Origin of the sequence: Tessaracoccus sp. ZS01 (assembly GCF_022342445.1) — a bacterium.
GTDB lineage: Bacteria > Actinomycetota > Actinomycetes > Propionibacteriales > Propionibacteriaceae > Arachnia.
This window is the reverse complement of the sequence record NZ_PQFE01000005.1, coordinates 21798-45076: the sequence shown is the minus strand read 5'-3', so window position 1 is coordinate 45076 and position 23279 is coordinate 21798. Positions and strand designations below refer to the sequence as shown.

The window sequence follows — 23279 nt, the reverse complement described above, 5'->3', positions numbered from 1 at the left end:
AACAGCCCGATGTGGCAGAAATCTCCCTCCAGATTCCGATGACCCAACTCGTCATTTCCCGTGCCGACCTCCTGGCCAAGGAATGGACGGGCAAGAACATCGAAGCGGCCGTGTCGGCGGGCACCCTGACCAGGGTGGCCCACGGCTGGTACGCCCACCCCACTGCGGAATCCTGGCTGATCGAGGCTGTGCGGGTGGGCGGTCGGCTGGGCTGCCTGTCTGGCTGCAAGCATCACGGGCTTTGGACCCCTTCTCATCCGAAGCCGCACATCGTCGTGGGGAAGGGGGTCACGGTGGGGCGGGCAGGTTGGCACCGCCACACCGCGGCGCTTCCGGGACAGGCGGTCTTCCCCGTCAAGGACTGTCTGGCTCAGGTCATCCGGCACCACAGCCCGGAAGAGGCGCTGATGGTGCTGGAATCTGCAGCCCACAAGGAACTGATCACCCGCACCGAAGCGGAGCTGCTGATCGCCGATGCCCCGGCGCGGAAGCAGCGGGTGCTGAAGTTCTTCAGCCCGCTGGCGGAATCCGGCTCCGAGACCCGGGTGAGGCTCTGGCTGCAGCAGCAACGGATCCCGGTGCAGGCCCAGGTATGGATCGCGGGGGTGGGGAGAGTCGATCTCCTTGTGGGCAGGTCCCTCGTCCTGGAGTGCGACAGCGCGGAGTTCCACGAGTACCGCGACGAGGACTACGAGCGCTACCTCGGCCTGCGTGACCTCGGCTACACGCCCGTGGGGTTGGCCTTCAACCAGGTGCACCACTCCTGGGAGGCCACGAAGCTCTCCTTGCAGGCGGAACTGCGTTCCGGCCTGCATCTGCGACCGCCCAGCCCGAGGTGACCGGGAAACGGAGGGAGATTCCTGCCACATCGCCCGCTTATGGCCCCGATGTGGCAGAAACCTCCCTCTGAATTTCAGCGGTCGGTGGTCAGCAATGCCGTGACCTCGGCGGCGGAGTCCACAACCACCTCGGCCCCGCCGGCGAGCAGCTCTTCGCGGGTCGCGGCGCCGGTGGTGATGCCCAGCGGGCGCATCCCGGCCGCGATGGCCATGGTCATGTCGCTCACGGCGTCGCCCACGTACCAAGTGCCCTCAGCCTGGACCTCGAGGCGCTCGAGGCCCAGCAGCGCCGAATCCGGCGCGGGCTTGCCGTGCTCGACGTCCTCGGTGGTGACCAGGGCGTCGATGAGGTGGCTCAACTCCGTGATGTCGAGCAGGTGGATGGCCGAGGCGGTGCCCTTCGCCGTCACCACGCCGATGCGGTAGCCCGCCAGACGCAGGTCCTCCAACATCTCCCGCACGCCGGGGAGGACCAGCTTCGAACCGGCGGCGTTGACCGCGAGGTGGAGGGCGTCGCGGTACTCCACGATGATGCGGTTCATGCGCTCCGGGTCGTCGGCGAACGTGTGCAACTCGCCCATCGCGAACTCGATGGGGCGGCCGATCAGCGGGTAGACGTCGCGCGGGACGCACTCGATGCCGTGGGCATTGAGCGCCCCGGCGATGTACTCGGCGATGAGCGGCACGGTGTCGGCGAGCGTGCCGTCGAGGTCGAAGAGAACAGCGCGGGTCATGAGGACAACCCTAGCCACCGCATCGCGGGGTCAACTGCCGGTTCGGCCCGGTTGTCCTTTGTCCGCGCACCAGGCGTCGGGTCAGAGGCTGGTGAGCAACTCCTGCATCTCGGTGATCTCAGCCTGCTGGTCGTCGATGATCTTCTGCGCCGATGAGAGAGCATCGGGGTTCTGGCCCTCAGCCAACTGCTGCTCGGACATCTCGATCGCCCCCTGGTGGTGGGCGATCATGGCCTCGAGGAACGCCTGATCGAACTCGGCGCCGGACAGTGCGTCGAGCTGAGTCATCATCTCCTCCTGGGTCATCCCGTCCATGTCCATGCCACCCATGTCCATGCCGCCGTGGTCGTCGGGGGAGACGTCTTCGCCCCAAGCGCCCAACCAGGTGGTCATCTCGTCGATCTCGGGTCCTTGGGCTGCGGAGATCCGCTTGGCGAGTTCGACGACCTCGGCGTTTTCGGCCCGTTCGATGGCCAGCTCAGACATCTCAATGGCACCCTCGTGATGGATGATCATCATCTGAGTGAAGGTGATGTCCTGCTCGTTGTGGTCCGCGGCGACGTCTGACGAGGCGCTCGCAGACGCTGACTCCGTGGCCCTGGATGTAACTGTGGGGGAGGCAGAGGCTGCCGGAGAGGTCGTGGCGCTCTGGTCTGCGCAGGCTGCCAGGGTGGCTGTGAGGGCCAGCCCGGCCACGGTGGCGGTGATCCGCTTCGTACGTGACATGTGTTGGTGCTCCGTTCCTGGCCGACGGGGATCGCCGGACTCCCCTCGAGGCTATTCACCCTCAGCTCGGGAACCAACCCGCGGAGGGTCAAGAATCGATCAAGACACGCTGTGGTTCTGGCGCGGTGGCGGCGGGGCCGGGGCGGGGGAAGGCTCGGCACGGGCAACCTGTTCGATCCCCGCTCGGCTTGTGGCCAGGTGGGGATCGCGTGACGAGGTGACCTTCCGGTCAGGAGGAGTGGTGGTGCTCCATGCCGGAGAATCCCTGGTGCATGCCGGGGTTGTGGGTGCCGTCGAGGCCCCTCTCTGACTGGGCCATCATGCGGACGTGGTCGGCGAACTCGCGGCCGGTGGGTTCGACTGCTCCGGCGGAGGTGGCGGTCATAGCGACGACTGCCGCGGCTGCGGCGGCGATGGCGGCGATCCTGCGCTTGGTGATCATGGTGGTCTCCCTCATTCAGGTGCCGGTCCTTCCGGCTGATACGTCCACTGTTCCTCGACAATGTATGGATCTGCTCAACTTTCCCCTCGGCTTCGATCAAGAAGCATGGCCGGCCGCTGGACATGGATCTCGTGTGGCTCAGCAGGCGAGCCCAGCGGGCTTCGCCACGACAGGGCCGCGGTTGACGCACACCCCGATGCCGCGGGCCTTCAGCCCGTCGCGCATCGCCCTCAGCGTGGGCCCGTTGAACGCGTACCACTTCATGTGCATCAGCACGCTGTCGCCGGGCCGGGCCGAGGTGACGACGGTGTTGATCAGCTGCTCGCTGGTGCGGCCCCGGTAGTCCAAGGTGTCGAGGTTCCACAGCCAGATCTTCATCCCGACGGCGGCGTAGGCCCGCTTCACGGTGTCGGTGTTGTAGGAACCACCGGGTGGCCGGCCGTAGGTGGTCACCACGCCCGGAGCGCCCAGCTCGTGGACGACCTGCGAATAGGTCAGCGTCGTCAGGTTGGGGTGGGTGATGGAGTGGTTGAACACGTAGTGGCCCTTGGAGCGGGCGAAGGCGGCGTCGAACCGTCCGGCGCTGATGCAGTTGCCCGTCGGGAACAGCACCAGCGCGATGCCCAGGTCCGTGGCCGCGCTGACGGTGGTCTTGAAGGCCGACAGCGACGTGGGGCAGTCATCGAACGTGAGAGTCACCCGGTTCGTCGCGTTGGGGCCCTTGTTGATGTTGTAGGCGCTGGGTGCCGGCACGGACGGTGCCTGCGTCGCGGGCGGCCGGTACCAGTAGAGGGTGGCGAGATCCGGGCGGATCGTGCCGAACTGCACGATGTTGTTGAACACGAACTGCCGCCCGTTCCACAGGTAGGAACGGCAGCCGTTGCGGCCGGTGGTGGCCGTTTCGCATTCGGTCCACCAGGTGCGACCGTTGATGTCGTGCTCGCCCGGGGTGGCCAGGGGATTGCCGGTCCACAGGCTCCTCGGCGACGGCAGGTACGTGAGGTTGTTGAACGTCCACACGCCGCCCACCTTCAGCTGCGACGTGCAGCGCGCGGTCTGCGAGTAGGGCTCGCACCAGGTGCGCCATTCGCGTCCGGCGCTGATGTGTTCCCCCGGCGTGGTGTAGACGTCGAAGGCCTGGGCCGGGGGCGCCGCCACCCAGCCCGCCGCGACCAACGCAAGCGTCAGCGCAGCCATGATCCACCTCGTGATGTGCCGCATCAGAATCCCCCTGTTTCCAACCGGCTCGGGCGGTGTCGCCCGGGTCTTGAAAACAATGTACGCCCGGGTGCGCCCGGGGAGAAGAGTCCGGGAAACCGAATATCACAAGGGGAAACACGGCGACGGGGCCACGCGGATCACCCGCGTGGCCCCGTCGTCAAAGGGATGTGATCAGCCGGGGATCACGTCACCGGCAGGCCACTCCTGCTTGATGAACTCGGCCACCTCGTCGGAGTGCAGCAGTTCTTCGAGCTTGGCGACACCGGGGTTGGTGTTGTCCGTGCGCCACGCGAGGATGTTGGCGTACGGGTTGCCCTCGACGGCTTCGATGGCGATCGCGTCATCGGCGTTCAGGCCCGCGTTGAGGATGAAGTTGCCGTTGATCAGCGCCGCGTCGACCTTCGGGTCCTCGAGCTGTTGCACGACGACCTCGGGCTGCGCCTCCTCGAACTTCAGTCCCTTCGGGTTCTGCTCGTCGGAAATGGTCAGCGCGGTGGTGTCCTCGGCGATGTCCTGCAGTAGGCCGGCCTCTTCGAGGAGCTTCAGGCCGCGGTACTGGTTCGACGGGTCGTTGGTCAGCGCGATGACGCCACCGTCGGGCACCTGGTCCGCCGATTCGTGCCTGTCGGAGAACAGGGCGAAGGGCTCGATGTGGACGCCCTCGCCGTGCTCGAACTCGAAGCCCTTCTCCGCCACCTGGTTGTCGAAGTACGGCACGTGCTGGAAGTAGTTGGCGTCGAGTTCACCCGACGCGAGCGCCTCGTTGGGCAGCACGTAGTCGTCGAACTCCTGGATCTCCAGGTCGATGCCTGCCTCGGCAGCCAGGTTCTCCTTGACGAATTCGAGGATCTTGGCGTGCGGCACGGGGCTGGCGCCGACGACGACCTTGGTGGGGTTCGCCGAGTCGAGCGAGGCGTCGGCTCCGGGCGTGGCGGCGTCAGAGCCACAGGCCGTCATGGCCATGACGGTTGCCAACGAGGCAGCGACGGCGGTGAGGATCTTGCGCATAGGTCTTTCTCCTTAGCTACTGGGCCGACAACAAGTCGGCCATCTTCCTTACTGTGGCCCCGAAGGGCCGCCCGCCTGACGGCGGGAGTCTGTGGGATGGGTCAGCGGTGGTCGATCTTCTTGGTGACGGCCTCGCCGGCCATCTGGATGACCTGGACCAGTACCACCAGGATGACGACGGTGACGATCATCACGTCCGCCTGGTAGCGCTGGAACCCGTAGTTGTAGGCCAACCGGCCCAGGCCGCCGCCCCCGATGAGGCCGGCCATGGCCGAGTAGCCGACGATGGTGACCACCGTGGTGGTGATCGACGCGACGAGCGCGGGCATGGCCTCGGGGATCAGCACCTTGGCGACCGACTGCAGTTTCGTCGAGCCCATGGCGTGGGCGGCGTCCAGTTTGCCGACGTGCACGTCGCGTAGCGACGTCTCAACCAGCCGCGCGAAGAACGGGATGGCGGCGATGGCCAGCGACACGGATGCGGCGATGGGGCCCAGAGAGGTGCCGACGAGCCAGCGCGTGAAGGGGATGAGCGCCACCATCAGAATGGCGTAGGGCAGCGAACGGGTGATGTTGACCAGGATGGGCGACAGTGCGAAGTTGAGCGCCCGGTTCTCCGCGAGCCCGCCGCGCTGGGTGACGAACAGCACCACGCCCAGGGGGAGGCCGATGAGGACGGTGGCGATGCTGGAGATGCCCACCATCTGGATGGTCTCGACGAACGCGGGGAGCAGCGCCTTCTGCAGCGCGGGGTTGTTGAACCAGGTGTCGAGGAGGATCATGCGATGGGTTCCTCCTGACGGATGTCTGTGGTGAGGCGGGCGTCGGCACCGAGCAGTTTCAGCTCGTCGACGACGCGGTTGGCGTCGGTGCCGTGGGGCACCGCGAGCCGGAGATGGGAGAACGTGGTGCCGGCGAGCTGCTCCACCGAGCCGGCGACGATCGCGAGCTCCGCGCCGACGGCGCCCGAGGTGTGGGCGATCATCGGCAGGGCGGCGCGGTCACCGCTGGCCAGCACGTCGACGAGGGTCGCGTCGCTGGCTTCGACGGGGGAGTGCGGCGGGATGCCGAGCAGCGCCTGGCTGAGCCTGCCGCTGAGGCGCTGGACGACGTGCGTGAGCGGCCCGGATTCGACGATCCGGCCGGCTTCGAGGAGCGAGACGGAGTCACAGATCTTCTTGACGACGTGCATCTCGTGTGTGATCACGAGGACGGCCAGGTCCTGGGGGCTGCGGTCGCGCAGCGACACGATGAGGTCGAGGATCTCGTCCGTCGTGCGCGGATCCAGCGCCGAGGTGGGCTCGTCGAAGAGCAGCACGTCGGGATCTGTGGCCAGGGCCCGGGCGATGCCGACCCGCTGCCGCATGCCGCCGGACAGTTGTGCCGGGTAGGCGTTGCCCGCGTCGGAGAGGCCGACGAGCCGCAGCAGTTCCTGGGCCTTCTCGCGGCGCTGCTCGCGGCCCACGCCGATGAGCTCGAGCGGGTAGGCGACATTGGCCAGGATGGTGCGCGAATCGAAGAGGTTGGCCTGCTGGAAGACGAGCCCGATGCGACGACGGGCGGTGCGCAGCGCGTCGGAGCGGGCAGCGGTGAGGTCCACGCCGTTGATCTCGACGGTGCCGGACGACGGCCGGTCCAGCATGGTGAGGCAACGCACCAGGGTGGACTTGCCTGCGCCCGAGTGCCCGATCACGCCGTGGATGGACCCGGCGGGGACGGTGAGCGAGACTCCGTCGAGGGCGCGCACTTCACGCTTGCCCTGGTGGTAGACCTTCCGCAGGTCTGTGACGGTGATCATGGACTCTCCTGTGCTTCTGCACAGTCATTCAACCACTCGCCGGCCCGGCGCTCCGAATCGGCCGGCCCCTTGTTCACCACCGGCAGAAGTGGCCCCGCCTCCGTGAGGTGCCGGGTGGGTGGGGCGTCGTAGGGTGGGACGCATGAGCCGCACGGTGGTCTTCGTCCATGGTCTACGCACCTCGTCGACCATGTGGGACCCTCAGGTGGAGCGGCTCCGCGAACGCGGCTGGACCTGCATCAGCCGGGATCTGCCGGGGCACGGAAGCCGTCGCGACGAGACCTTCACCTCTCAGAGCGCCCTCGACACCATCAGGGCCGCCCTGCTCGAAGCGTCGACGGCGGGGCCGGCGCACCTGGTGGGCTGTTCGCTGGGCGGCATGCTGGCGATCCACGCCGCCGCCCGCTTCCCTGAAGTGGTCCGCTCGCTCGTGGCGGCCGGGTGCTCCACCCAGCCGGGACGGCGCAGCGCCGCATTCTACGGCCGGCTGATCGGTTGGACGGACCGGGCGGGCGAGGCGCCACTGCGCCGCGTGCTGGGCCCGGCGGGCGCGGAGGCATATCTGCGGCGGGGCCGTGCCGATCTGGCCGCGGTGGCGGCGGGGGTGCGGGCGGCGGCGCAGTTCGACCTGCTCGCCGACCTGGCCTCCATCGGCGCCCCCGTGACCATCCTCAACGGCCGGTTCGACCAGTTCCGGGGGCAGGAGCGGCGTTTCGCGCGCGCGGCCCGGCGTGGTCGGCTGGTGGTGTTGGGCTACGGCACCCACATGGTGAACCTCACGCACCCCGGCCCGTACACGGACCGGCTCGAGCGCCTGCTGCTGGAGGCCGAGGCGGCGTCCTGATGGCCGCTCAGTAGTGGTTGCCCACCTCGCGTCCGACGGTGCGGAAGGTGGACTCGTCGAGGATGGCGCCCACACGGCGCACGGTAGCCGGATCGATGCGGATGATCCGGTTGACCCGCACCTCGCTGGGGCGGCGCTGCGAATCCCAGTCGCCGGCGCCGATGTCCACCCAGTACCGGCCGGCGCGCGCTTCCTGCTCCTCATCGCGGTCGTGGTCCTGGCTGGTGATCTGCAACCCCAGGAGCCAGGGGCCGTCGTGCCCGATCAGCAGCACGGGGCGGTCCTTGCCGCGGCTGTGGTCCTCCTCGTAGGGCACCCAGGTCCAGACGATCTCGCCCGGGTCCGGACGGCCGTCCAGATGGGGGGCGTAGCTGATCTCCGGCATGCGCGTGAAGTCCCCCGGGTAGTCGCCCGAGGGTTCCTCCCTGCGCCGCTCCTGCGGCGACTCGTTCTGCTTGAAGCGCGCGCGGGTGCGGGGTCCACCGCCGGGGGCGTCCAGCGGGCGCCGGAGCGAGCGGGTGGCCGCGTCGCGGAGCACGCGGAAGAGACCGTTGAGGAGCGAGTTGGCCATGCTGGGGAGTCTATAAGTCAGCGGAACCGGGCGAGCCGGCCGTAGTGGATCTCACCGGGCCGGCGGTACGGGGCGGGCGGGGTGGCGCGCACCTGCGTCCAGTGCCGGAAGTAGCGGGTGACGGGCGGTAGGAACAGCAGGCCCGCGCCGAGCGCCGTCAGGCCGACGGGCACCGCGGCGTACCAGTGGGTGATGGCCATGAAGCCGCCCATCAGCGCAGCCGCGACGAGGCCGGCCCAGCGCGCCCAGCGCCACCCGTTCCAGGCCTGGAAACCGGCGATGCCGGCGGCCCCCGCTGCCAGCGCGAGAGCGGCGGCCAGCGCGACCTCCAGCGTCAGCGACAACCACGTGCCCGGTGCCGGATCCGTCCACGCGATGAGCCACGCGGAGTTGGCGTAGCTGGCCGGGTGCGCCGCCATCCACCAGTGCCAGGCGTAGGCGCCCAGGGCCGAGGCGACGGCGAGGTAGAGCAGCACCGACGCGACCGCGAGCACGACGGGGCGCCGGGGCTCGCCCGTGCGCCTGCTGAGCGGCACGCCGCCCTGCAGTTCCTCCAGCGGCGGGAGGGTCGCGATCTGCTTGGTGGTGTCCATCGCCGCCAAGACTACAAGCCGTCCGGCCCCGGTGGCAGAGGCATACTTGAGCCATGCACGACCACGACTGGGACGAGACCTACAGCCACTCCGAGGCCATGTGGTCCGGCAACCCCAACGCGGCGCTGGTGGCGGAGGCCTCGAAGCTCTCCCCGGGGCTGGCCCTCGACGTCGGCTCGGGCGAGGGCGCCGACGCCATCTGGCTCGAGCAGCAGGGGTGGGAGGTCGTCGGGCTGGAGCCGTCGTCGGTGGCCATCGAGCGTGCCACCAGGGCCATGAAGGCCGCCGGCGTCGAGGTGGAGTGGGTGCACGGCGAGCTCGGCTCCGCCTTCCTGCCGCACGCCGAGTACGACCTGGTCACCGCCAGCTACGTCCCGCTGTTCACGGATGCGCACACGGCCGGTCTCCTCACGAGCCTAGTAGCGCCCGGCGGCCACCTCGTGGTCGTGCACCACGCAGACTTCGACACCCAGGTGCACGAGGACCATCCCGCCTACGGCAGGGAACTCCTCAGCCCGGAACTGATCTCCGAACGACTGCCCGACGGGTGGAGCGTCATCACCCTCGACAACCGCGAGCGTTCTGTCACCCACGGGGCCGGTGCCCAGCACCGCGACGACGTGGTGCTGGTGGCGCAGCGGCTCAACTGAGCGGCGACGGCTCAACCGATCTCGGCGACGGCCGCCTCGGCCGGCGACACGTCCGGGCGCAGCCGCATCATCACCGGCTGTCGCAGCACCCCGTCGGGCGTGACGTTGAGGTAGCGCACCTGGACGCACAGCATGGGTTCCACCCAGTGCGTGCGACGGACTGCCGGGTCTGAGGGGACGGGATCGAAGGGCGGGGTGGGGCGTTCGGTCGTGCGGAGGACCTCGAGCAACATGTCCTTCTCCGCGTGGCTCAGCCCGGAGCCCACGCGGCCGAGTGAGTACAGCACCGCTTTGGTCTCGAACGTCGCCTCGTCAGCCGGGTGGCCGATCCACACCGCGCCCAGCCGTGCCGGGTTGGTGGTCTCCGGGAGCCAACCGCCGATCACTCCCACCAGTTCGGTGCGGTGCGGAGTCTTCACCCAGTCCGTGGTCCGTGCTCCGGGAAGATAGACGGAATCGGCCCGTTTGCTGATCACGCCCTCGAGCCCGGCGTCGCGAGTGGCCCGGGCGAGCGCCTCGCCGTCGTCGTGCTGGTCCGACAACTGCCAGTGCGGCCGGGCCAGGTCGAGCTCCTCCAGCCGTGCGCGCCTTTCTGCCAGCGGCAACCGGGTCAGGTCCTCGCCGGCGAGCTTCAGCAGGTCGAACGCGACGAACGTGACGGGCCGCTCGGCGGACCACCTGGCCGCCCGCGCCGCGTTGCGCACGTGCATCCGCGGTTGGATGGCGTGGAACGACGGCACGCCGTCGCTGTTCAGCGCGATGAGTTCGCCGTCGACGATGAGGCCGTCAGGTAGGCCGCGGGCGCCCGCTACCACCTCGGGGTAGGCGATGGTGATCTGCCCCTCGGTGCGGTTGTACAGGATCAGTTCCCCGCCACGGGTCTCGGCGATCGAGCGCACGCCGTCCCACTTGATCTCGTGGACCCAGCCCGGCCCGACGGGTGGCACCCCGGGCGTGGCGGTGGGGGTGGCGAGCATGGGACGCATCGGCCCATTGTCCCCTCTGTCAGGCGCGGGCGCCCCACTGGACGCGATTCTGATCGAGCGCGCGGCGGTCGTCGTCCGTGGGCGGCTTGACGAGGAGCCGGGGCGGGAAGGTGCCCTCGTGCAGGGAGAAGAGATGCGGGCACAGCACCAGTGCGTCGCCGAGGCTCACGCCGAGCGGCTCCTGGTCACCGTCGCGGAAGAAGACCACCAGGTCCGTGCGCGGGATGCTGGTCACGTCGTCGGCGGTCACCGCGAGGGTCTCCCAGCGGCCGGAGCGCTCGATCTGCAGCATCGACGACGGGAACGGCCCGCCGGCCTGGAGCCGCTCGCGTTGCTCGGCGTGCTGCTGGGCGTGGATGTCGGCGCGCAGCCGGGTCAGTCTCTGCTCCGCTGGGTGCCCCGCTGGTGGCAGCCACTCGCGCCACGCGTGGTCCGCCTGCACGTGGGGCAGTGGGCACACCTCCTTGTGGCTGCCGTGCACCGACTCCAGCACGTCCAGGAACTCCGGCCAGTGCAGGGTGTCGGTGTCCAGCAGGAAGAGGTCCTCGCGGGAGGCGGGCACCGCTGCCCATTCCGAGCCGGTGACGCTCTCCATCTGGGTGAGCGCCGCCTCCATGGTCTGGAGGTCCGCGAACCAGGCGGAGTCGTTGCCCTCGGTGGCGTGCACGACGAGGATCGAATTGTCCTCGACGACGGGGGCGAGACCGAACTGCTCAGCCATGTCGCGCAGGTTCAACACCGCGCGGGCCGCGCGGTTCACGGCCTCCTCCGCGGTGTCGCCGGCGAGTTGGTCCTCGCTGATGGGCATGACGGCGGTGGGTAGGTCGAAGGCGAGCCCGACGCCGATGTAGTCGGTGAGGGGGAAGGTCAGGGCCGGGCTGGCCTCCGGCCTGGTGAAGTAGTCGGCGCTGCGCACCAGGGGGATGGCGTCGTCGAGGCTGTGTTCCTCGTCTAGCGTGGTCTGGACGGTGACCAGGAGCTTGTCCAGTGACGCATGGAAGCGCATGAGGGCGTCCTCGTCCGACTCGCCGGGATCAGGCTCGGCGAGTTGCGGGTTGCAGATGATGTCTTCACCAGTGAGCAGCGTGAGCGTGACCATTCCCGGATGCTCGCTGCTGGGCGCGGCGGCCACCACCAGTGGGTGGGCCAGTGCCGCCGCAACGGCGTCGTCGAGTTCCATCCTTCGACAGTACCCGTGACCCGCCCCCTCACCGCCACACCCGTACGGTGGCGGTGCGCCTTTTCAGGCGATTTTGCGCAGGGCCAGTTCGGTGAAGAGCCTGGCACCGTCCGCCAGCACGGCGTCGTCGAAGAGGGCGTAGGCGGAGTGGTTGAACGGTGCGCTGGCGGGGTCCAGATCCGGCGGGCAGGCCGACAGGCCGATGAAGCAGCCCGGCGCCTCCTCCAGCAGGCGCGAGAAGTCCTCTGCGCCGGCGAGCGGCTTCTCCCAGCGCAGGTGGCGCTCCGAGCCGAAGAGGTCTGTCACCGCTGCGGCCACGGCGTCGGCCTCCGCGTCGTCGTTGACCGTGACGGGGTACTGCTCGACCAGGGAGAACTCGCCCGTGACGCCGTGCGCAGCGGCGATGCCCTCCACCACCTGGGGGATGATCTCGATGAGCTTGGCCCGCACTCCGGTGTCGAAGGTGCGCAGCGTCGCCTCGAGGCGGCCGTCCTCCGGGATGACGTTGGCGATGGTGCCGGCCTGCAGCAACCCGACGGTGACCACGACGGGGTTCTGCACGTCGAAGCGGCGGGTGACCATGGTGTTCAGCGCGGTGGTGATCTCCGCCAGCGCCGGCACCGGGTCTGCCGCGAGCTGCGGGGTGGAGCCATGACCGCCGCGACCCACCACCCGGACCCGGGCGACGTCCGAGCTGGCCATGACGGTGCCGGGCTTGGTGCTGAAGGTGCCATGGGGGTCCAGCGCGGACCACACGTGGATGGCGTAGACCCAGTCCGGCCGCGACCCTGCCACGTCGAGGAGGCCTTCCTCCAGCATGTAGCGGCAGCCGTCGACGCCCTCCTCGCCCGGCTGGAACATGAAGACCACGTCGCCGGCGAGGTCCGCCCGGCGGGCGGAGAGTTCGTGGGCGGCGCCGATGAGCATCGCCATATGCAGGTCGTGCCCGCAGGCGTGCATGTTGCCGTTGGTCGACGCGTACTCCAGGCCGGTCAACTCCTCGACGGGCAGCGCGTCCATGTCCGCCCGCAGCAGCACGACGGGGCGCTTGCCCTGCGTCGGTTTCCCGCCGCGCAGCACGCCCACGACGCTGGTCACGGACTCGCCCAGGGTGATCTCCAGCGGCAGCCCCTCCAACGCGCTGAGGACGCGGGCCTGGGTCTGGGGGAGCTGCAGGCCCACCTCGGGGATCTGATGGAATTCGCGGCGTAGGGCAACCAGGTCGATCATGGCCCTATTCATACCAGTCGCGGCGGACGGCCGCCCCGCGTCAGCCCGTGAAGAAGGCCTTGATGCCGCCCAGCATCATCTGGACCGCGAGGATCACCAGGATCATTCCCATCAACCGCTCGATGGCGATGAGGGTCTTGTCGCCGACGACCCGGCGCAGGAAGCCCGAGAGGTAGAGGATCCCGGCGGTCACCGACCACGCCAGGATCAGCGCGCCCAGGAAGATCGGCCAATCTGCCGGGTTCTGCGAGATGAGCACGACCTCGACGGCCAGCAGCGACGGCCCGGCGACATAGGGCACGGCCAGCGGGACGATGAACGGCTCGTCGTCGGTGTGGGGCTCTCGCAGGTTCCGCTCGGCGGTGGGGAACACCATCCGGATGGCGATGAGCAACAGGATCACTCCACCGGCTGTTTCGAGCGCGGCGTTGCCGATGTTGAGCAGGTCCAGCAGGCTCCGCCCCGCGAACAGGAAGGCCACCATGACGGCCAGGGCGATGAGGAGTTCGCGCAGGATCACCCACTGTCGCCGTTCTTCCGGGGTGTTGCGCAGTGCGGTCAGGAAGAGGGGCACGTTGCCCAACGGGTCCATGACCAGGAAGAACGTCAAGGCGGCGGAAAGCACGGGGTGGGGGCTCCTTTCAGGGCGCGACGCTGCTCAGCCTGCCAGAGTCCGGTCGCCCGCGTGGGGGCGGGTGGCGACGCAGGTTCAGAGCCCGCCACAGAGCCCCGCCACGATCCCCGTCGCAGGCCCACAGAAAAGGGCACCGGGGGTGGAAACCCACCCCCGGTGCCCGTGTGGCTGTCAGCTCACTGAGCCATGGTGCCCGTCTCGAGGAAGCGCACGTGCCAGCCCAGCGCGGTGGCCAGGTCGTGCGGCGTGTGCATGCCGTTGGCCTTCTTCTCCGCGAGCTTCACGTATTCACGCAGCGGCTCCTTGAAATCCGGGTGCGCGCAGTTGTCGATGATCGCCTTGGCGCGCAGCCGCGGGGCGAGCCCACGCAGATCCGCCAGGCCCTGCTCGGTGATGATCACCTGGACGTCGTGCTCGGTGTGGTCCACGTGGTTGACCATCGGCACGATGCACGAGATGGCGCCGCCCTTGGCCGTCGAGGGGGTGACGAACGACGAGATCCAACCGTTGCGGGTGAAGTCGCCGGAGCCGCCGATGCCGTTCTGCATGCGCGAGCCCATCACGTGGGTGGAGTTCACGTTGCCGTAGATGTCGGCCTCGATCATGCCGTTGCAGGCGATGACGCCCATGCGACGGATGGCTTCGGGGTGGTTCGACACGTCCTGCGGACGCAGCACGATCTTCTTGGCGTAGTGCGCGGCGTTGTCGTTCATCTTCTCCGCGGCCTTCGGCGACAGCGAGAAGGCCGTCGCGGAGGCGACGCTGAGCTTGCCTGAATCCAGCAGATCCACCATGCCGTCCTGGATCACCTCGGTGTACGAGGTGAGGTTCTCGAACGGGCCCTCGAGCAGGCCCTGGAGCACGGCGTTGGCGATGTTGCCGACGCCGGACTGCAGCGGGAGCAGGTTCTCCGGCAGACGGCCGACCTTGACCTCGTGGCCGAGGAAATCCAGGAAGTTGCCGGCGATGGCGCGGGAGTCGTCGTCGAGGTGCTTGAACGGCGTGTTGCGGTCCGGCGAGTTCGTCACGACGATCGCGATGACCTTCTCCGGGTCCACCGTGAGGTACTTGCCGCCGATGCGGTCGCCCGGGTTCTGGATGGGCAGCGGGACGCGGTTCGGAGGCAGGGCGCCGATGGGGTAGTAGATGTCGTGCATGCCGAAGAGACCCTCGGACTGCCACTCGTTGACCTCGATGATGACCTTGTCGGCGTGCTCGAGGTAGGTGCGGTTCATGCCCACGGAGGACGACGGGATGAGGTCGCCGCTCTCCGTGATGGCGGTCACCTCGATGACTGCCGCGTTGAGCTTGCCCAGGAAGCCCTGGGAGACCTGGGGGCCCATGTGGGACAGGTGGATGTCCTGGTAGTAGGACACGCCGGAGTTGATGGTGTTACGCATGTCGGGATCCGACTGGTACGGGGCGCGGTAGGAGATGCCGCCTGTGCGGGCGAGGGCGCCGTCGAGTTCAGGGGCCGTGGACGCACCGGTCCAGACGCCGATCTTGAACTCTTCGCCGCGGTTGTGCGCGGCGTCGATGATGGCGGCGAGCGCCTCGGGGAACGCCTTCGGGTAACCGGAACCGGTGAACCCTGAGAAGCCTATGTTCCATCCGTTTTCGACGAGGGCGGCGGCGTCGTGGGCCGACATCACCTTGTTCTTGAACGCCTCGTATCGGATGCGACCTGACATCTGTCCTCCTTGAAGAATTTCGGTGGCGTGGCCCACCATACCGGCTGACGTTTCCCCGGGGCCGTCGGGGCGAAATTGGACGGCGGAGCGGCGGCGGACCGGTCTGTGCATGGGGTACTACTACGTGTCCGAATTGTTATCGCATCAGCTTGACTCTGCGGTCCGACTCTCTTTAGTCTCAGCACAAAACAAAAGAGGCGGCGCCTCGATGATGAAAAGTCGCCCCGGAGACCCCGGCCCAAGAGAGTGAAGAGCATGAACCGCACACCAACCCCTGAAGACAAGTTCTCCTTCGGCCTCTGGACCGTCGGTTGGACCGGCACCGACCCCTTCGGCGGCAACACCCGCCCCGCGTTCGACCCGTGGGAATACGCCGAGAAGCTCGCCGAGCTCGGCGCGTGGGGCATCACGTTCCACGACGACGACGTCTTCCCGTTCGGCTCCACCGACGAGGAGCGCGCCTCCCGCGTCGGCCGCCTCAAGGACGCCGCAGACAAGGCCGGGCTGGTCATCGAGATGGTGACCACCAACACCTTCTCGCACCCCGTCTTCAAGGACGGCGGGCTGACGGCCAACGACCGGTCCGTGCGTCGCTTCGGCCTGCGCAAGGTGCTGAAGAACGTGGACCTGGCCGCAGAGCTCGGCGCCAGCACGTTCGTCATGTGGGGCGGCCGCGAGGGCACCGAGTACGAGTCCTCCAAGGACCTCTACGCGGCCCACGCCCGCTACGCCGAGGGCCTCGACACCGTCGCCGGCTACATCAAGCAGCAGGGCTACGACCTGCGCATCGCGCTCGAGCCCAAGCCGAACGAGCCCCGCGGCGACATCTTCCTGCCCACCATCGGGCACGCGCTGGCGCTCATCGCGACGCTCGACAACGGCGACATCGTGGGCCTCAACCCGGAGGTCGGCCACGAGCAGATGGCCAACCTCAACTACACCCACGGGCTGGCCCAGGCGCTGCACTCGAACAAGCTGTTCCACATCGACCTCAACGGCCAGCGCGGCCTGAAGTACGACCAGGACCTCGTGTTCGGCCACGGAGACCTCATCAGCGCCTTCTTCACCGTCGACCTCCTGGTCAATGGCTTCCCGTTCTCCCCGGACGCGCCCCGCTACGAAGGGCCCGTCCACTTCGACTACAAGCCGTCGCGTACCGAGGGGGTCCAGGGCATCTGGGATTCCGCCAAGGCGAACATGGAGATGTACCTCATGCTGGCCGAGAAGGCGAAGGCCTTCCGCGCCGATCCGGCCGTGCAGGCCCTCATGAAGGAAGCCAGCATCGACGAGCTGGGGCAGCCCACGTTGGCCGAGGGGGAGTCGATCGCCGACTTCCTGGCGGCTGAGGAGAAGTTCGACGCCGACGAGAAGGGCGCCCGCGAGTACCGCTTCGTGGAGCTCTACCAGGCGGCGCTGCGCCACCTCGTGAGCTGAACCTGACGGGAACCGTCAATGGCAGCGCCTGAGCCGTGGAGGCTCAGGCGCTGTTCTGTGTCCAGAGGGGCCCCTTGGGCCGTCGCCGCGACGGTGCCGCTCAGCGGTTGAACGCGAAGGCGGCCACCGCGTCGAGCCTGGCGAACGGGATGGCGACATCCGCGGCCGCGGCCGTGATGGGCTTGGCGCAGTACGCGACGGAGAGGCCTGCCGCGTCGAACATGTCGATGTCGTTGGCGCCGTCGCCCACGGCCACCGTCATCTCGGGGTCGATGGAGTGGGCGTGGGCGAAGCGCAGGAGGTCGCGGGCCTTCTGTTCGCGGTTGACGACGGTGCCGATCACGCGGCCGGTGAGCCGCTCCACGCCGTCGACGGTCTCGGTTTCGAGTTCGTTGGCGTGGAAGAAGTCCAACCGGAGGCGCTCAGCGAGGGGGCCGACGAGCTGCGTGAACCCGCCGGACGTGACGCCCACCTTCGCCCCGACGGCGCGCGCGGCCTGGATGAGGTCCTCGGCGCCCGGCGACAACGTCATGGCCGGCGCCACGTCTTCGAACACCGAGACGGGCAATCCCCCCAGGGTGGCGACGCGCTCGCGGAGGGACGCGGTGAAGTCGAGTTCGCCGCGCATGGCCCGCTCGGTGATCTCCGCCACCTTCTCGCCCGCCCCCGCATGGTGGGCCAGCAGGTCCACGGCCTCCGTCGTCGTGAGCGTGGAATCCACGTCCATCAGCAGCAGTTGTGCCGGTTGCGCGGCAAGCGGCCTGGTGAGTACCCCGACGGCGACCTTGCCCGCGACGGCGCGGAGGGCCTGACGCAACTGCTCGGGCTCGTCGTGGCGGGCGTAGACGTTGACCCGCTGCCCGTAGGCCGTGCGGTCCACGGTCCTGGAGATGGGGTCGGGAATGCAGGCGAGGAGCGACTCAGGGATGGGGCCCACGGCCGCCAGCGTCACGCGGATGTCCATGGACCCCAACTTTAGAGGGGGTTTGCCCCGCCGGCGCCCGGCGCCCAGCGGCCAGCCGGCCCCCCAAGCAGAGTGAAGTTGTGCAGCGGAGTAGCTGCACAACTTCACTCGGCCTCGGCTGGGATGCCCGAGCGGGCCGGGGCGTCAGTTGGGTGCGGCGATGGGGGTCACCGCCACCTTTGTCTCCTTGCCGCCACGCAGCAGGGTGATCTCCATCTCCTCGCCCACGCGTCCGGCCCGCACCAGGGCGACGAGCGACTCGGTGGAGCTCACGGGCTGGCCATCCACCTGGGTGATCTGGTCGCCCACCGCGATGCCGGCCTGCTCGGCGGGCGAGCCGGGCACGACCTGGACGATCTCGGCGCCCAGCGGGCCGTAACTCTGCACGTCGCTCGCGCTCACGCCCAGCTGCGGGTGTTCGGCCCGGCCGGTGGCGATCAGCTGCTCGGCCACGTACTGCACCTGGTCAGACGCGATGGCGAACCCGATGCCGATGTTGCCGGCCTGGTTCTGCCCGGCGGATGGCAGCGACGCGATCGACGACGTGATGCCCACCAGTTCGCCGGCGCTGTTGACCAGCGCGCCGCCCGAGTTGCCCGGGTTGATGGCGGCGTTGGTCTGGATGGCGGCGGTCACCACCACGCTGTCGGAGGTCTGCTGCGCCACGGTCTCGTTCGACACGGCGCGCGTGGTCACCGGGCGGTTCAGCGCGGAGACGATGCCGGTGGTCACGGTGTCCGCCAGCCCCAGCGGGTTGCCGATGGCCATCACGGGGTCGCCCACGACGAGTTCCCGGGAGTCGCCGTAACCCATCACGGCGAGATCCGCCGGCGGGTCGATCATCTTGATCACGGCCAGGTCCGTCGACGGGTCGAAGCCCACGGCCTCGGCCTGGTAGGCGGTGTTGCCCAGCAGCACCGTGATCTGCGCGCCGGAGCCTGCGCTGGCGACCACGTGGTTGTTGGTGGCGATGTGGCCCTCGCCGTCGATCACGACGCCGGAGCCCTGGCTGCCGCCGTCGCCACCGGCCACCTGGATGGCCACGACCGATTTCGACGCCACCTCCGCCACGGCGCTCCAGTCGGGGTTCGTGGGGTCGCCCTGCACCACCGTGGTCTGCTGGCCGCCCGACGCGTCCTCGGTGGTCTCCGTCGAGGGGCCGGCGCTCGGCGACGTCGACGTGATGCCGGGGGCCGCGGCGTCCTCAGCGGCGTAGCGCGAGGCGACGAATCCCGTGCCTCCGCCGACGCCTGCCGCGAGCATCGCGATGGCGAGCACGCCCGCCACCTGGGCGCCGCCGCGCTTCTGCGGGGGCCGCGTCGAGGTGCTGGTGGCCCCCGACTGCTGGTAGCTGGGGTACGACGCGGGCCTGGGCGGGTAGGCCGACTGCTGGAAGGAGGGACCCGACTGCTGGTACGTGGGCCGCGGCGGGTACTGCTGCTGCGGCTGGACGGGCTGCTGCTGAGAAGGCTGCGGGTGCGCCGGGGGCTGCCACTGCTGAGGCGGGCGGTTCATCGGATCCGGCTGCTGGTTCTGCTCATTGCTCATCTGGGCTCCTTGGTGGGTACGCGCCTAGATAACCCGTCCAGTCTATGTGATTCCTGTGAGGTTTCTTTGTGTCAGCTTCGGACCTCTTCGGGTCACCGACCCGACGACGTGACCGTGACGGTGTAGTGCCTGTCCTGCGCGACGACCCGGGTGCGCCCGAGCGTCTCGTTGAGGGCCCGGCGGTACGGCAGGTGCGAGTTGTACACGCACCACAGCTGGCCGCCGGGCTTCAGCACCCGTCGGGCGTCAACGAACATGTCGAGCGTGTCGCTGGAGTCCTTCGCCGTGCCCTGGTGGAACGGCGGATTGGTGACCAGCGCGTCGACGCTCTGGTCGGCGTAACCGTCGAGCCCGTCGCCCCAGGTGGCGTCCACCTGGAAGCCGTTGATCTCCGCGGCGACGGAGGTGCCGGCCACGGCGGACCAGCTCACGTCGCGGGCCAGCACCGTGTCGACGCCCTCCTTGGCCAGCCACATCGCCACGGACCCGTTGCCGCAGCCCCAGTCCAGGACGGTGTCGGCCTCGAGCGGGGCGTGGTCGCCGCCGCCCGCCAGCGCCATGAGCAGCAGGCGGGTGCCGGGGTCCACCTTCGTGCCGCCGAACGTCGCCCCGTAGGCGGCGACTGCGTAGCCCAGGTCTTCATGCTGGCGCACCTTCGGCCAGTCGGATTCCAGGCCCTGCGGCCCCCAGGCGCGCAGCACCCGCGACTTCGAGCGGCCCAGCGAGGCCGCCACGGCCACGAAGTGCTTGGCGAGCACCTCGTTCATCGTGTGGTTCATGTGCCGGATGCGCGCACCGCCCAGGTACGTCACGTCCGGGGCGCCCTGCACCACAGCGGCGTGGTGGTCCAGCGCCGAGAGGCTCTTGGGGAGGCGGGCCAGCGCCAGGTCGACGCCGCCGAGGTCGTCGGGGTTGGCCACCAGGTACTCCGGGGCCACCGACGCGGCGTCGCGCCAGTCGTCGCAGAAGACCCGAACGTCGTCGGCGATGGTGAGCGCGTCCTCCACGAGCGCGGGCGCGTCCATGATGGCTATCGCTCCCGCCTCCTTGGGGGCCTCGTCCCAGATCAGGTCGTCCACGGCGTCTCTCATGTGTTCACCCTAGACTCACCGGCGTGATTCTTCATCTGGTGCGGCACGGGCAGTCCGCCTGGAACCTGGAGCGCCGGCTCCAGGGCCAGACCCCCGACGTGCCGCTGACCGAGCAGGGTCATGCCGAGGCCGCGACAGTCGCCGAACTGCTCGCCGGCAGGCCGGTCTCCGCCATCTGGTCCTCGGACCAGGTGCGCGCGCTGCAGACCGCCGACGCCGTGTCCCGCGCGCTGGGCGTGCCCGTCCAGGCGACACCGGCGCTCCGCGAGCAGGGCCTCGGCCGGCTCGAGGGGCTCAGCTACGACGACCTCATCGAGGAGCCGGTGCCCGACGGCGTCCACATCTCGGAGGTGCGCTGGGGCGGCGGCGAATCGGTGCGCGACGTGCATGAGCGCCTCACGATCTTCATGGCGGGGCTGCCGGACGTCGACGGCGAGGTGGTGCTCGTCTCACACGGCGACACGCTGCGGATCCTGCTCGCAGTGCTCGACGGCCGGGACCACCGCAGCGTCGAATGGCACGAGTTCGGCAACGGCGAGGTCCGCACCCACAACCTGGCCCGATAGCCTTCCCCCGTGATCTCCAGAGCTCTCGGCCTCGCTCTCGGCGTGCTCGCCGACCAGATCGTCGGCGACCCCCGACGCCACCACCCGGTGGCCTGGTTCGGCTCCTTCGCCGCCCGCGCCGAAGGCCCCCTCTACGACGACGCCGTCGCCGCCGGGGCGGTCTACACGACGGCGACGGTGGCGCCCGTCGTGGCGCTGGGGGTCGCGGCCGAGCGGCTCACCCGCCGGCACCCCGTGCTCCACACCGCCGCCACGGCGCTCGCCACCTGGGCCGTGCTCGGCGCCCGCAGCCTCGCCCGGGAGGGCGACACGATGGCCGACAGCCTGGAGATCGGCGACCTCGCCCGCGCCCGTGCGCAGCTGCCCAACCTCTGCGGCCGCGACGCCGCCCAGCTCGACGCGCCGGAACTGGCCCGCGCCACCGTCGAATCCATGGCGGAGAACACGGCGGATTCGGCCGTGGCCTCGCTGTTCTGGGGAGCCCTGTTGGGCATCCCCGGCCTACTGGCGCACCGGGCGGTCAACACGCTCGACGCCATGGTGGGGCGCCGCGACGAGCGCTACGGCCGTTTCGGCACGGCGTCGGCGAAGCTGGACGACGCCTTGGACCTCCTGCCGGCACGCCTCACCGGGGTGCTGGGTGCGGCGCTCGCTCCCGCGGTCGGCGGCTCGGCCCGGCGCGCCTGGGCCATCACGCTGCGCGACGCGGGCAACCATCCCTCGCCCAACGGCGGCTGGTGCGAGGCCGCCTGGGCCGGCGCCCTCGGCGTGCAGTTGGGCGGGCGCAACGTGTACGCCAGCCGCGTGGAGGAGCGGGGGCTGCTCGGCGACGGGCCCCGACCCGGCGCGTGTGAGGTGCGCAAGGCGGCGCAGCTGGTCACGCTCGTGACCGGCGCGGCGACGGCTCTGGCGGCGGGGTTCGCCCTGCTGAGGAGGGGACGGCGATGAGTTTCCTGGTGGCGGGCACGTCGTCGGATGCGGGGAAGTCGCTGATCACCGCCGGGCTGTGCCGCGCGGCGCGGCGACGCGGCCTCGACGTGGTGCCGTTCAAGGCCCAGAACATGAGCAACAACTCCATGGTGGTGGCCGACGGCGAGATCGGCCGCGCGCAGTACCTGCAGGCCATCGCGGCCGGGGTCACGCCGTCGACCGCGATGAATCCAGTGCTGCTGAAGCCGGGCAGCGACCGGCGCGCGCACGTCATCCTCCGCGGCCAACCAGCGGGCGAACTGCGGGCCGGCGAATACGCCACCGGACGGCGGCTCTTGGCGCAAGCCGCGCACGACGCGTACCGCGAGCTCGCGGCCCGGCACGACCTGGTGATCTGCGAGGGCGCCGGTTCCCCGGCCGAGATCAACCTCCGTGAGGGCGACTACACCAACATGGGCCTGGCCAGGGCCTTCAACCTGCCCGTGTTGCTCGTCGGCGACATCGACCGCGGCGGCGTGCTCGCCTCCATCTACGGCACCTGGGCCCTGCTCGACTCCGAGGACCGGGCGCTGCTGGCCGGCTACCTCATCAACAAGTTCCGCGGCGACCAGGCCGTCCTGGACCCCGGGCTGGAAGAACTCACCCGCCGGTGCGGCCTTCGCAACTTCGGCGTGGTGCCGTGGCTGCCGGGCATGTGGGTGGACGGCGAGGACGCCTTGGAGGTCGCCCGGTGGCGCGGCGAGGAGAAGGCCGACGGCGGGCTCAGCGTCGCCGTGATCCGGATGCCGCGCATCTCCAACGCGACGGACGTGGACGCCCTGGCTGCGGAGCCGGGGGTGCACGTGAGCGTGACGACGAATCCCGCAGAGGTGGCCGCGGCGGACCTGGCTGTGCTGCCGGGGTCGCGGGCCACGCTGCACGACCTGGCGTGGCTGCGCGAGACCGGCCTGGCCGAGGCGGTGACCGCGAGGGCGGCGGGCGGGCGGCCGGTGCTGGGGATCTGCGGTGGGTTCCAGATGCTGGCCCGCACCATCGTCGACCCGGTCGAGAGCGGCGACGACACCCCCGTGCCGGGCCTGGGGCTACTGCCGGTGGACGTGCGGTTCGAGGCGGAGAAGGTGCTGGGCCGGCCGAAGGGTCAGTGGCGCGGGATTCCAGTGGAGGGCTACGAGATCCACCACGGCCGCATGCGCCCCTCGCCCGGGGGCGAGGAGTTCCTCGGCGGCGTCCGCGTCGGGCAGACGTGGGGCACCATGTGGCACGGCGCGCTGGAGTCAGACGACTTTCGCCGGGCCTGGCTCGCCGTCGTGGCCCAGGCCGCGGGGCGTGACTGGACGCCGTCGGCCGCGCCCGGGTTCGCGCAGCGGCGCGAAATGATGCTCGAAGCGGTGGCCGACGCGCTGGAGGAACACGCGGACGTGGAGCGCATCCTGTCGTTCGGCTGACCCCGCCGTCGGCGCCGGAAGGGGGTCTGCGAGGATGACTGCCAACGCGCAGAGCGTCAGAGGAACCCGGTGTGAATCCGGGGCGGTCCCGCCACTGTGAGCCCTAACGGGTGAGTCAGGAACTCTGTCTGCGCGGCCACTTTGTCCGGGCGAG

24 protein-coding genes and 1 riboswitch are annotated in these 23279 nt (G+C 69.6%); of the genes, 7 read left to right on the top strand and 17 right to left on the bottom strand.

Annotated elements, in window-relative coordinates; translation table 11 throughout:
- Window positions 1–11: 11 nt before the first annotated feature.
- Window positions 12–839, top strand: a complete 828-nt coding sequence (locus C3E87_RS07280; protein ID WP_143570937.1) for a hypothetical protein — start codon at window positions 12–14, stop codon at window positions 837–839.
- Between the two features lie 74 nt (window positions 840–913).
- Here C3E87_RS07280 and C3E87_RS07275 read toward each other — a convergent pair whose 3' ends face one another.
- The 7 genes from C3E87_RS07275 to C3E87_RS07245 form a co-directional block, all read right to left on the bottom strand.
- Window positions 914–1573 carry an HAD family hydrolase gene (locus C3E87_RS07275; RefSeq protein WP_076061123.1) on the bottom strand — a complete coding sequence of 220 codons (660 nt, stop codon included), beginning with the start codon at window positions 1571–1573 and terminating at the stop codon, window positions 914–916.
- A gap of 81 nt (window positions 1574–1654) precedes the next feature.
- The gene (locus C3E87_RS07270; protein WP_076061121.1) at window positions 1655–2299 is read right to left on the bottom strand and encodes a DUF305 domain-containing protein; all 645 of its coding nucleotides are present in this window, start codon (window positions 2297–2299) and stop codon (window positions 1655–1657) included.
- A 229-nt stretch (window positions 2300–2528) separates the two neighbouring features.
- The gene (locus tag C3E87_RS07265; protein WP_076061119.1) at window positions 2529–2756 is read right to left on the bottom strand and encodes a hypothetical protein; all 228 of its coding nucleotides are present in this window, start codon (window positions 2754–2756) and stop codon (window positions 2529–2531) included.
- A 123-nt stretch (window positions 2757–2879) separates the two neighbouring features.
- Entirely contained in the window at window positions 2880–3962 is a 1083-nt protein-coding gene (locus C3E87_RS07260) for a polysaccharide deacetylase family protein (protein WP_076061117.1), read from the bottom strand.
- 171 nt (window positions 3963–4133) lie between these two features.
- The gene (locus C3E87_RS07255) at window positions 4134–4970 is read right to left on the bottom strand and encodes a MetQ/NlpA family ABC transporter substrate-binding protein (RefSeq protein ID WP_076061115.1); all 837 of its coding nucleotides are present in this window, start codon (window positions 4968–4970) and stop codon (window positions 4134–4136) included.
- 101 nt (window positions 4971–5071) lie between these two features.
- Window positions 5072–5752, bottom strand: coding sequence for a methionine ABC transporter permease (locus C3E87_RS07250; protein ID WP_076061113.1), 681 nt, complete (start codon window positions 5750–5752; stop codon window positions 5072–5074).
- Window positions 5749–6768, bottom strand: coding sequence for a methionine ABC transporter ATP-binding protein (locus C3E87_RS07245; protein WP_076061111.1), 1020 nt, complete (start codon window positions 6766–6768; stop codon window positions 5749–5751). The genes C3E87_RS07250 and C3E87_RS07245 overlap by 4 nt, the downstream gene beginning before the upstream one ends.
- A 142-nt stretch (window positions 6769–6910) precedes the next feature.
- Here C3E87_RS07245 and C3E87_RS07240 point away from each other — a divergent pair, with 142 nt between their 5' ends.
- The gene (locus tag C3E87_RS07240) at window positions 6911–7612 is read left to right on the top strand and encodes an alpha/beta fold hydrolase (RefSeq protein WP_076061109.1); all 702 of its coding nucleotides are present in this window, start codon (window positions 6911–6913) and stop codon (window positions 7610–7612) included.
- A gap of 7 nt (window positions 7613–7619) precedes the next feature.
- On the opposite strand, the gene C3E87_RS07235 is transcribed toward C3E87_RS07240, so the two are convergent.
- Window positions 7620–8183 carry a type II toxin-antitoxin system PemK/MazF family toxin gene (locus C3E87_RS07235; protein ID WP_076061107.1) on the bottom strand — a complete coding sequence of 188 codons (564 nt, stop codon included), beginning with the start codon at window positions 8181–8183 and terminating at the stop codon, window positions 7620–7622.
- A gap of 17 nt (window positions 8184–8200) precedes the next feature.
- Window positions 8201–8776 (bottom strand): hypothetical protein, encoded by a 576-nt coding sequence (locus tag C3E87_RS07230; protein WP_076061105.1) that lies wholly within the window; start codon window positions 8774–8776, stop codon window positions 8201–8203.
- 53 nt (window positions 8777–8829) lie between these two features.
- Here C3E87_RS07230 and C3E87_RS07225 point away from each other — a divergent pair, with 53 nt between their 5' ends.
- Entirely contained in the window at window positions 8830–9426 is a 597-nt protein-coding gene (locus C3E87_RS07225) for a bifunctional 2-polyprenyl-6-hydroxyphenol methylase/3-demethylubiquinol 3-O-methyltransferase UbiG (protein ID WP_076061102.1), read from the top strand.
- Between the two features lie 11 nt (window positions 9427–9437).
- Here the strand turns inward: C3E87_RS07225 and ligD are convergent, their stop codons facing one another.
- The 5 genes from ligD to C3E87_RS07200 form a co-directional block, all read right to left on the bottom strand.
- Window positions 9438–10412 carry a non-homologous end-joining DNA ligase gene (gene ligD / locus C3E87_RS07220; RefSeq protein ID WP_076061100.1) on the bottom strand — a complete coding sequence of 325 codons (975 nt, stop codon included), beginning with the start codon at window positions 10410–10412 and terminating at the stop codon, window positions 9438–9440.
- A gap of 19 nt (window positions 10413–10431) precedes the next feature.
- Window positions 10432–11592, bottom strand: a complete 1161-nt coding sequence (locus tag C3E87_RS07215) for a hypothetical protein (RefSeq protein WP_076061098.1) — start codon at window positions 11590–11592, stop codon at window positions 10432–10434.
- A gap of 63 nt (window positions 11593–11655) precedes the next feature.
- The gene (locus C3E87_RS07210; protein ID WP_233120754.1) at window positions 11656–12822 is read right to left on the bottom strand and encodes a M20 family metallopeptidase; all 1167 of its coding nucleotides are present in this window, start codon (window positions 12820–12822) and stop codon (window positions 11656–11658) included.
- A gap of 40 nt (window positions 12823–12862) precedes the next feature.
- Window positions 12863–13447 (bottom strand): MarC family protein, encoded by a 585-nt coding sequence (locus C3E87_RS07205; protein ID WP_076061094.1) that lies wholly within the window; start codon window positions 13445–13447, stop codon window positions 12863–12865.
- A gap of 185 nt (window positions 13448–13632) precedes the next feature.
- Window positions 13633–15147 carry an acetyl-CoA hydrolase/transferase family protein gene (locus tag C3E87_RS07200; protein ID WP_076061092.1) on the bottom strand — a complete coding sequence of 505 codons (1515 nt, stop codon included), beginning with the start codon at window positions 15145–15147 and terminating at the stop codon, window positions 13633–13635.
- Window positions 15148–15402: 255 nt separating this feature from the next.
- On the opposite strand from C3E87_RS07200, the gene xylA reads away from it, so the two are divergent.
- Window positions 15403–16581, top strand: coding sequence for a xylose isomerase (xylA, locus tag C3E87_RS07195; RefSeq protein WP_076061090.1), 1179 nt, complete (start codon window positions 15403–15405; stop codon window positions 16579–16581).
- 100 nt (window positions 16582–16681) lie between these two features.
- Here xylA and serB read toward each other — a convergent pair whose 3' ends face one another.
- The 3 genes from serB to C3E87_RS07180 all read right to left on the bottom strand — a co-directional run bounded on the left by serB (window position 16682) and on the right by C3E87_RS07180 (window position 20184).
- Window positions 16682–17545, bottom strand: coding sequence for a phosphoserine phosphatase SerB (serB, locus tag C3E87_RS07190; RefSeq protein ID WP_076061088.1), 864 nt, complete (start codon window positions 17543–17545; stop codon window positions 16682–16684).
- A gap of 144 nt (window positions 17546–17689) precedes the next feature.
- On the bottom strand, window positions 17690–19093 hold the full coding sequence (locus tag C3E87_RS07185) for a S1C family serine protease (RefSeq protein ID WP_304442052.1): 1404 nt from the start codon (window positions 19091–19093) through the stop codon (window positions 17690–17692).
- 92 nt (window positions 19094–19185) lie between these two features.
- Entirely contained in the window at window positions 19186–20184 is a 999-nt protein-coding gene (locus tag C3E87_RS07180) for a class I SAM-dependent methyltransferase (protein ID WP_076061086.1), read from the bottom strand.
- 23 nt (window positions 20185–20207) lie between these two features.
- Here C3E87_RS07180 and C3E87_RS07175 point away from each other — a divergent pair, with 23 nt between their 5' ends.
- From C3E87_RS07175 to C3E87_RS07165, 3 genes are read left to right on the top strand one after another with little or no spacing between them, the layout of a single operon-like run.
- The gene (locus C3E87_RS07175) at window positions 20208–20750 is read left to right on the top strand and encodes a histidine phosphatase family protein (protein WP_076061084.1); all 543 of its coding nucleotides are present in this window, start codon (window positions 20208–20210) and stop codon (window positions 20748–20750) included.
- Between the two features lie 9 nt (window positions 20751–20759).
- Window positions 20760–21698 (top strand): cobalamin biosynthesis protein, encoded by a 939-nt coding sequence (locus tag C3E87_RS07170; protein WP_076061082.1) that lies wholly within the window; start codon window positions 20760–20762, stop codon window positions 21696–21698.
- Window positions 21695–23125: a cobyric acid synthase gene (locus tag C3E87_RS07165; protein ID WP_076061080.1), complete on the top strand. Its 1431-nt coding sequence runs from the start codon at window positions 21695–21697 to the stop codon at window positions 23123–23125. The genes C3E87_RS07170 and C3E87_RS07165 overlap by 4 nt, the downstream gene beginning before the upstream one ends.
- 15 nt (window positions 23126–23140) lie before the next feature.
- Window positions 23141–23272: riboswitch (cobalamin riboswitch) on the top strand.
- The last annotated feature ends 7 nt before the right edge of the window (window positions 23273–23279 follow it).

What these genes read in the sequence shown, in the direction of transcription:
- C3E87_RS07275 (WP_076061123.1), bottom strand. Translation starts at nt 1,573, where the DNA reads ATGACCCGCGCTGTTCTCTTCGACCTCGACGGCACGCTCGCCGACACC.
- C3E87_RS07270 (WP_076061121.1), bottom strand. Translation starts at nt 2,299, where the DNA reads ATGTCACGTACGAAGCGGATCACCGCCACCGTGGCCGGGCTGGCCCTC.
- C3E87_RS07265 (WP_076061119.1), bottom strand. Translation starts at nt 2,756, where the DNA reads ATGAGGGAGACCACCATGATCACCAAGCGCAGGATCGCCGCCATCGCC.
- C3E87_RS07260 (WP_076061117.1), bottom strand. Translation starts at nt 3,962, where the DNA reads ATGCGGCACATCACGAGGTGGATCATGGCTGCGCTGACGCTTGCGTTG.
- C3E87_RS07255 (WP_076061115.1), bottom strand. Translation starts at nt 4,970, where the DNA reads ATGCGCAAGATCCTCACCGCCGTCGCTGCCTCGTTGGCAACCGTCATG.
- C3E87_RS07250 (WP_076061113.1), bottom strand. Translation starts at nt 5,752, where the DNA reads ATGATCCTCCTCGACACCTGGTTCAACAACCCCGCGCTGCAGAAGGCG.
- C3E87_RS07245 (WP_076061111.1), bottom strand. Translation starts at nt 6,768, where the DNA reads ATGATCACCGTCACAGACCTGCGGAAGGTCTACCACCAGGGCAAGCGT.
- C3E87_RS07240 (WP_076061109.1), top strand. Translation starts at nt 6,911, where the DNA reads ATGAGCCGCACGGTGGTCTTCGTCCATGGTCTACGCACCTCGTCGACC.
- C3E87_RS07235 (WP_076061107.1), bottom strand. Translation starts at nt 8,183, where the DNA reads ATGGCCAACTCGCTCCTCAACGGTCTCTTCCGCGTGCTCCGCGACGCG.
- C3E87_RS07230 (WP_076061105.1), bottom strand. Translation starts at nt 8,776, where the DNA reads ATGGACACCACCAAGCAGATCGCGACCCTCCCGCCGCTGGAGGAACTG.
- C3E87_RS07225 (WP_076061102.1), top strand. Translation starts at nt 8,830, where the DNA reads ATGCACGACCACGACTGGGACGAGACCTACAGCCACTCCGAGGCCATG.
- ligD (WP_076061100.1), bottom strand. Translation starts at nt 10,412, where the DNA reads ATGCGTCCCATGCTCGCCACCCCCACCGCCACGCCCGGGGTGCCACCC.
- C3E87_RS07215 (WP_076061098.1), bottom strand. Translation starts at nt 11,592, where the DNA reads ATGGAACTCGACGACGCCGTTGCGGCGGCACTGGCCCACCCACTGGTG.
- C3E87_RS07210 (WP_233120754.1), bottom strand. Translation starts at nt 12,822, where the DNA reads ATGATCGACCTGGTTGCCCTACGCCGCGAATTCCATCAGATCCCCGAG.
- C3E87_RS07200 (WP_076061092.1), bottom strand. Translation starts at nt 15,147, where the DNA reads ATGTCAGGTCGCATCCGATACGAGGCGTTCAAGAACAAGGTGATGTCG.
- xylA (WP_076061090.1), top strand. Translation starts at nt 15,403, where the DNA reads ATGAACCGCACACCAACCCCTGAAGACAAGTTCTCCTTCGGCCTCTGG.
- serB (WP_076061088.1), bottom strand. Translation starts at nt 17,545, where the DNA reads ATGGACATCCGCGTGACGCTGGCGGCCGTGGGCCCCATCCCTGAGTCG.
- C3E87_RS07185 (WP_304442052.1), bottom strand. Translation starts at nt 19,093, where the DNA reads ATGAGCAATGAGCAGAACCAGCAGCCGGATCCGATGAACCGCCCGCCT.
- C3E87_RS07180 (WP_076061086.1), bottom strand. Translation starts at nt 20,184, where the DNA reads ATGAGAGACGCCGTGGACGACCTGATCTGGGACGAGGCCCCCAAGGAG.
- C3E87_RS07165 (WP_076061080.1), top strand. Translation starts at nt 21,695, where the DNA reads ATGAGTTTCCTGGTGGCGGGCACGTCGTCGGATGCGGGGAAGTCGCTG.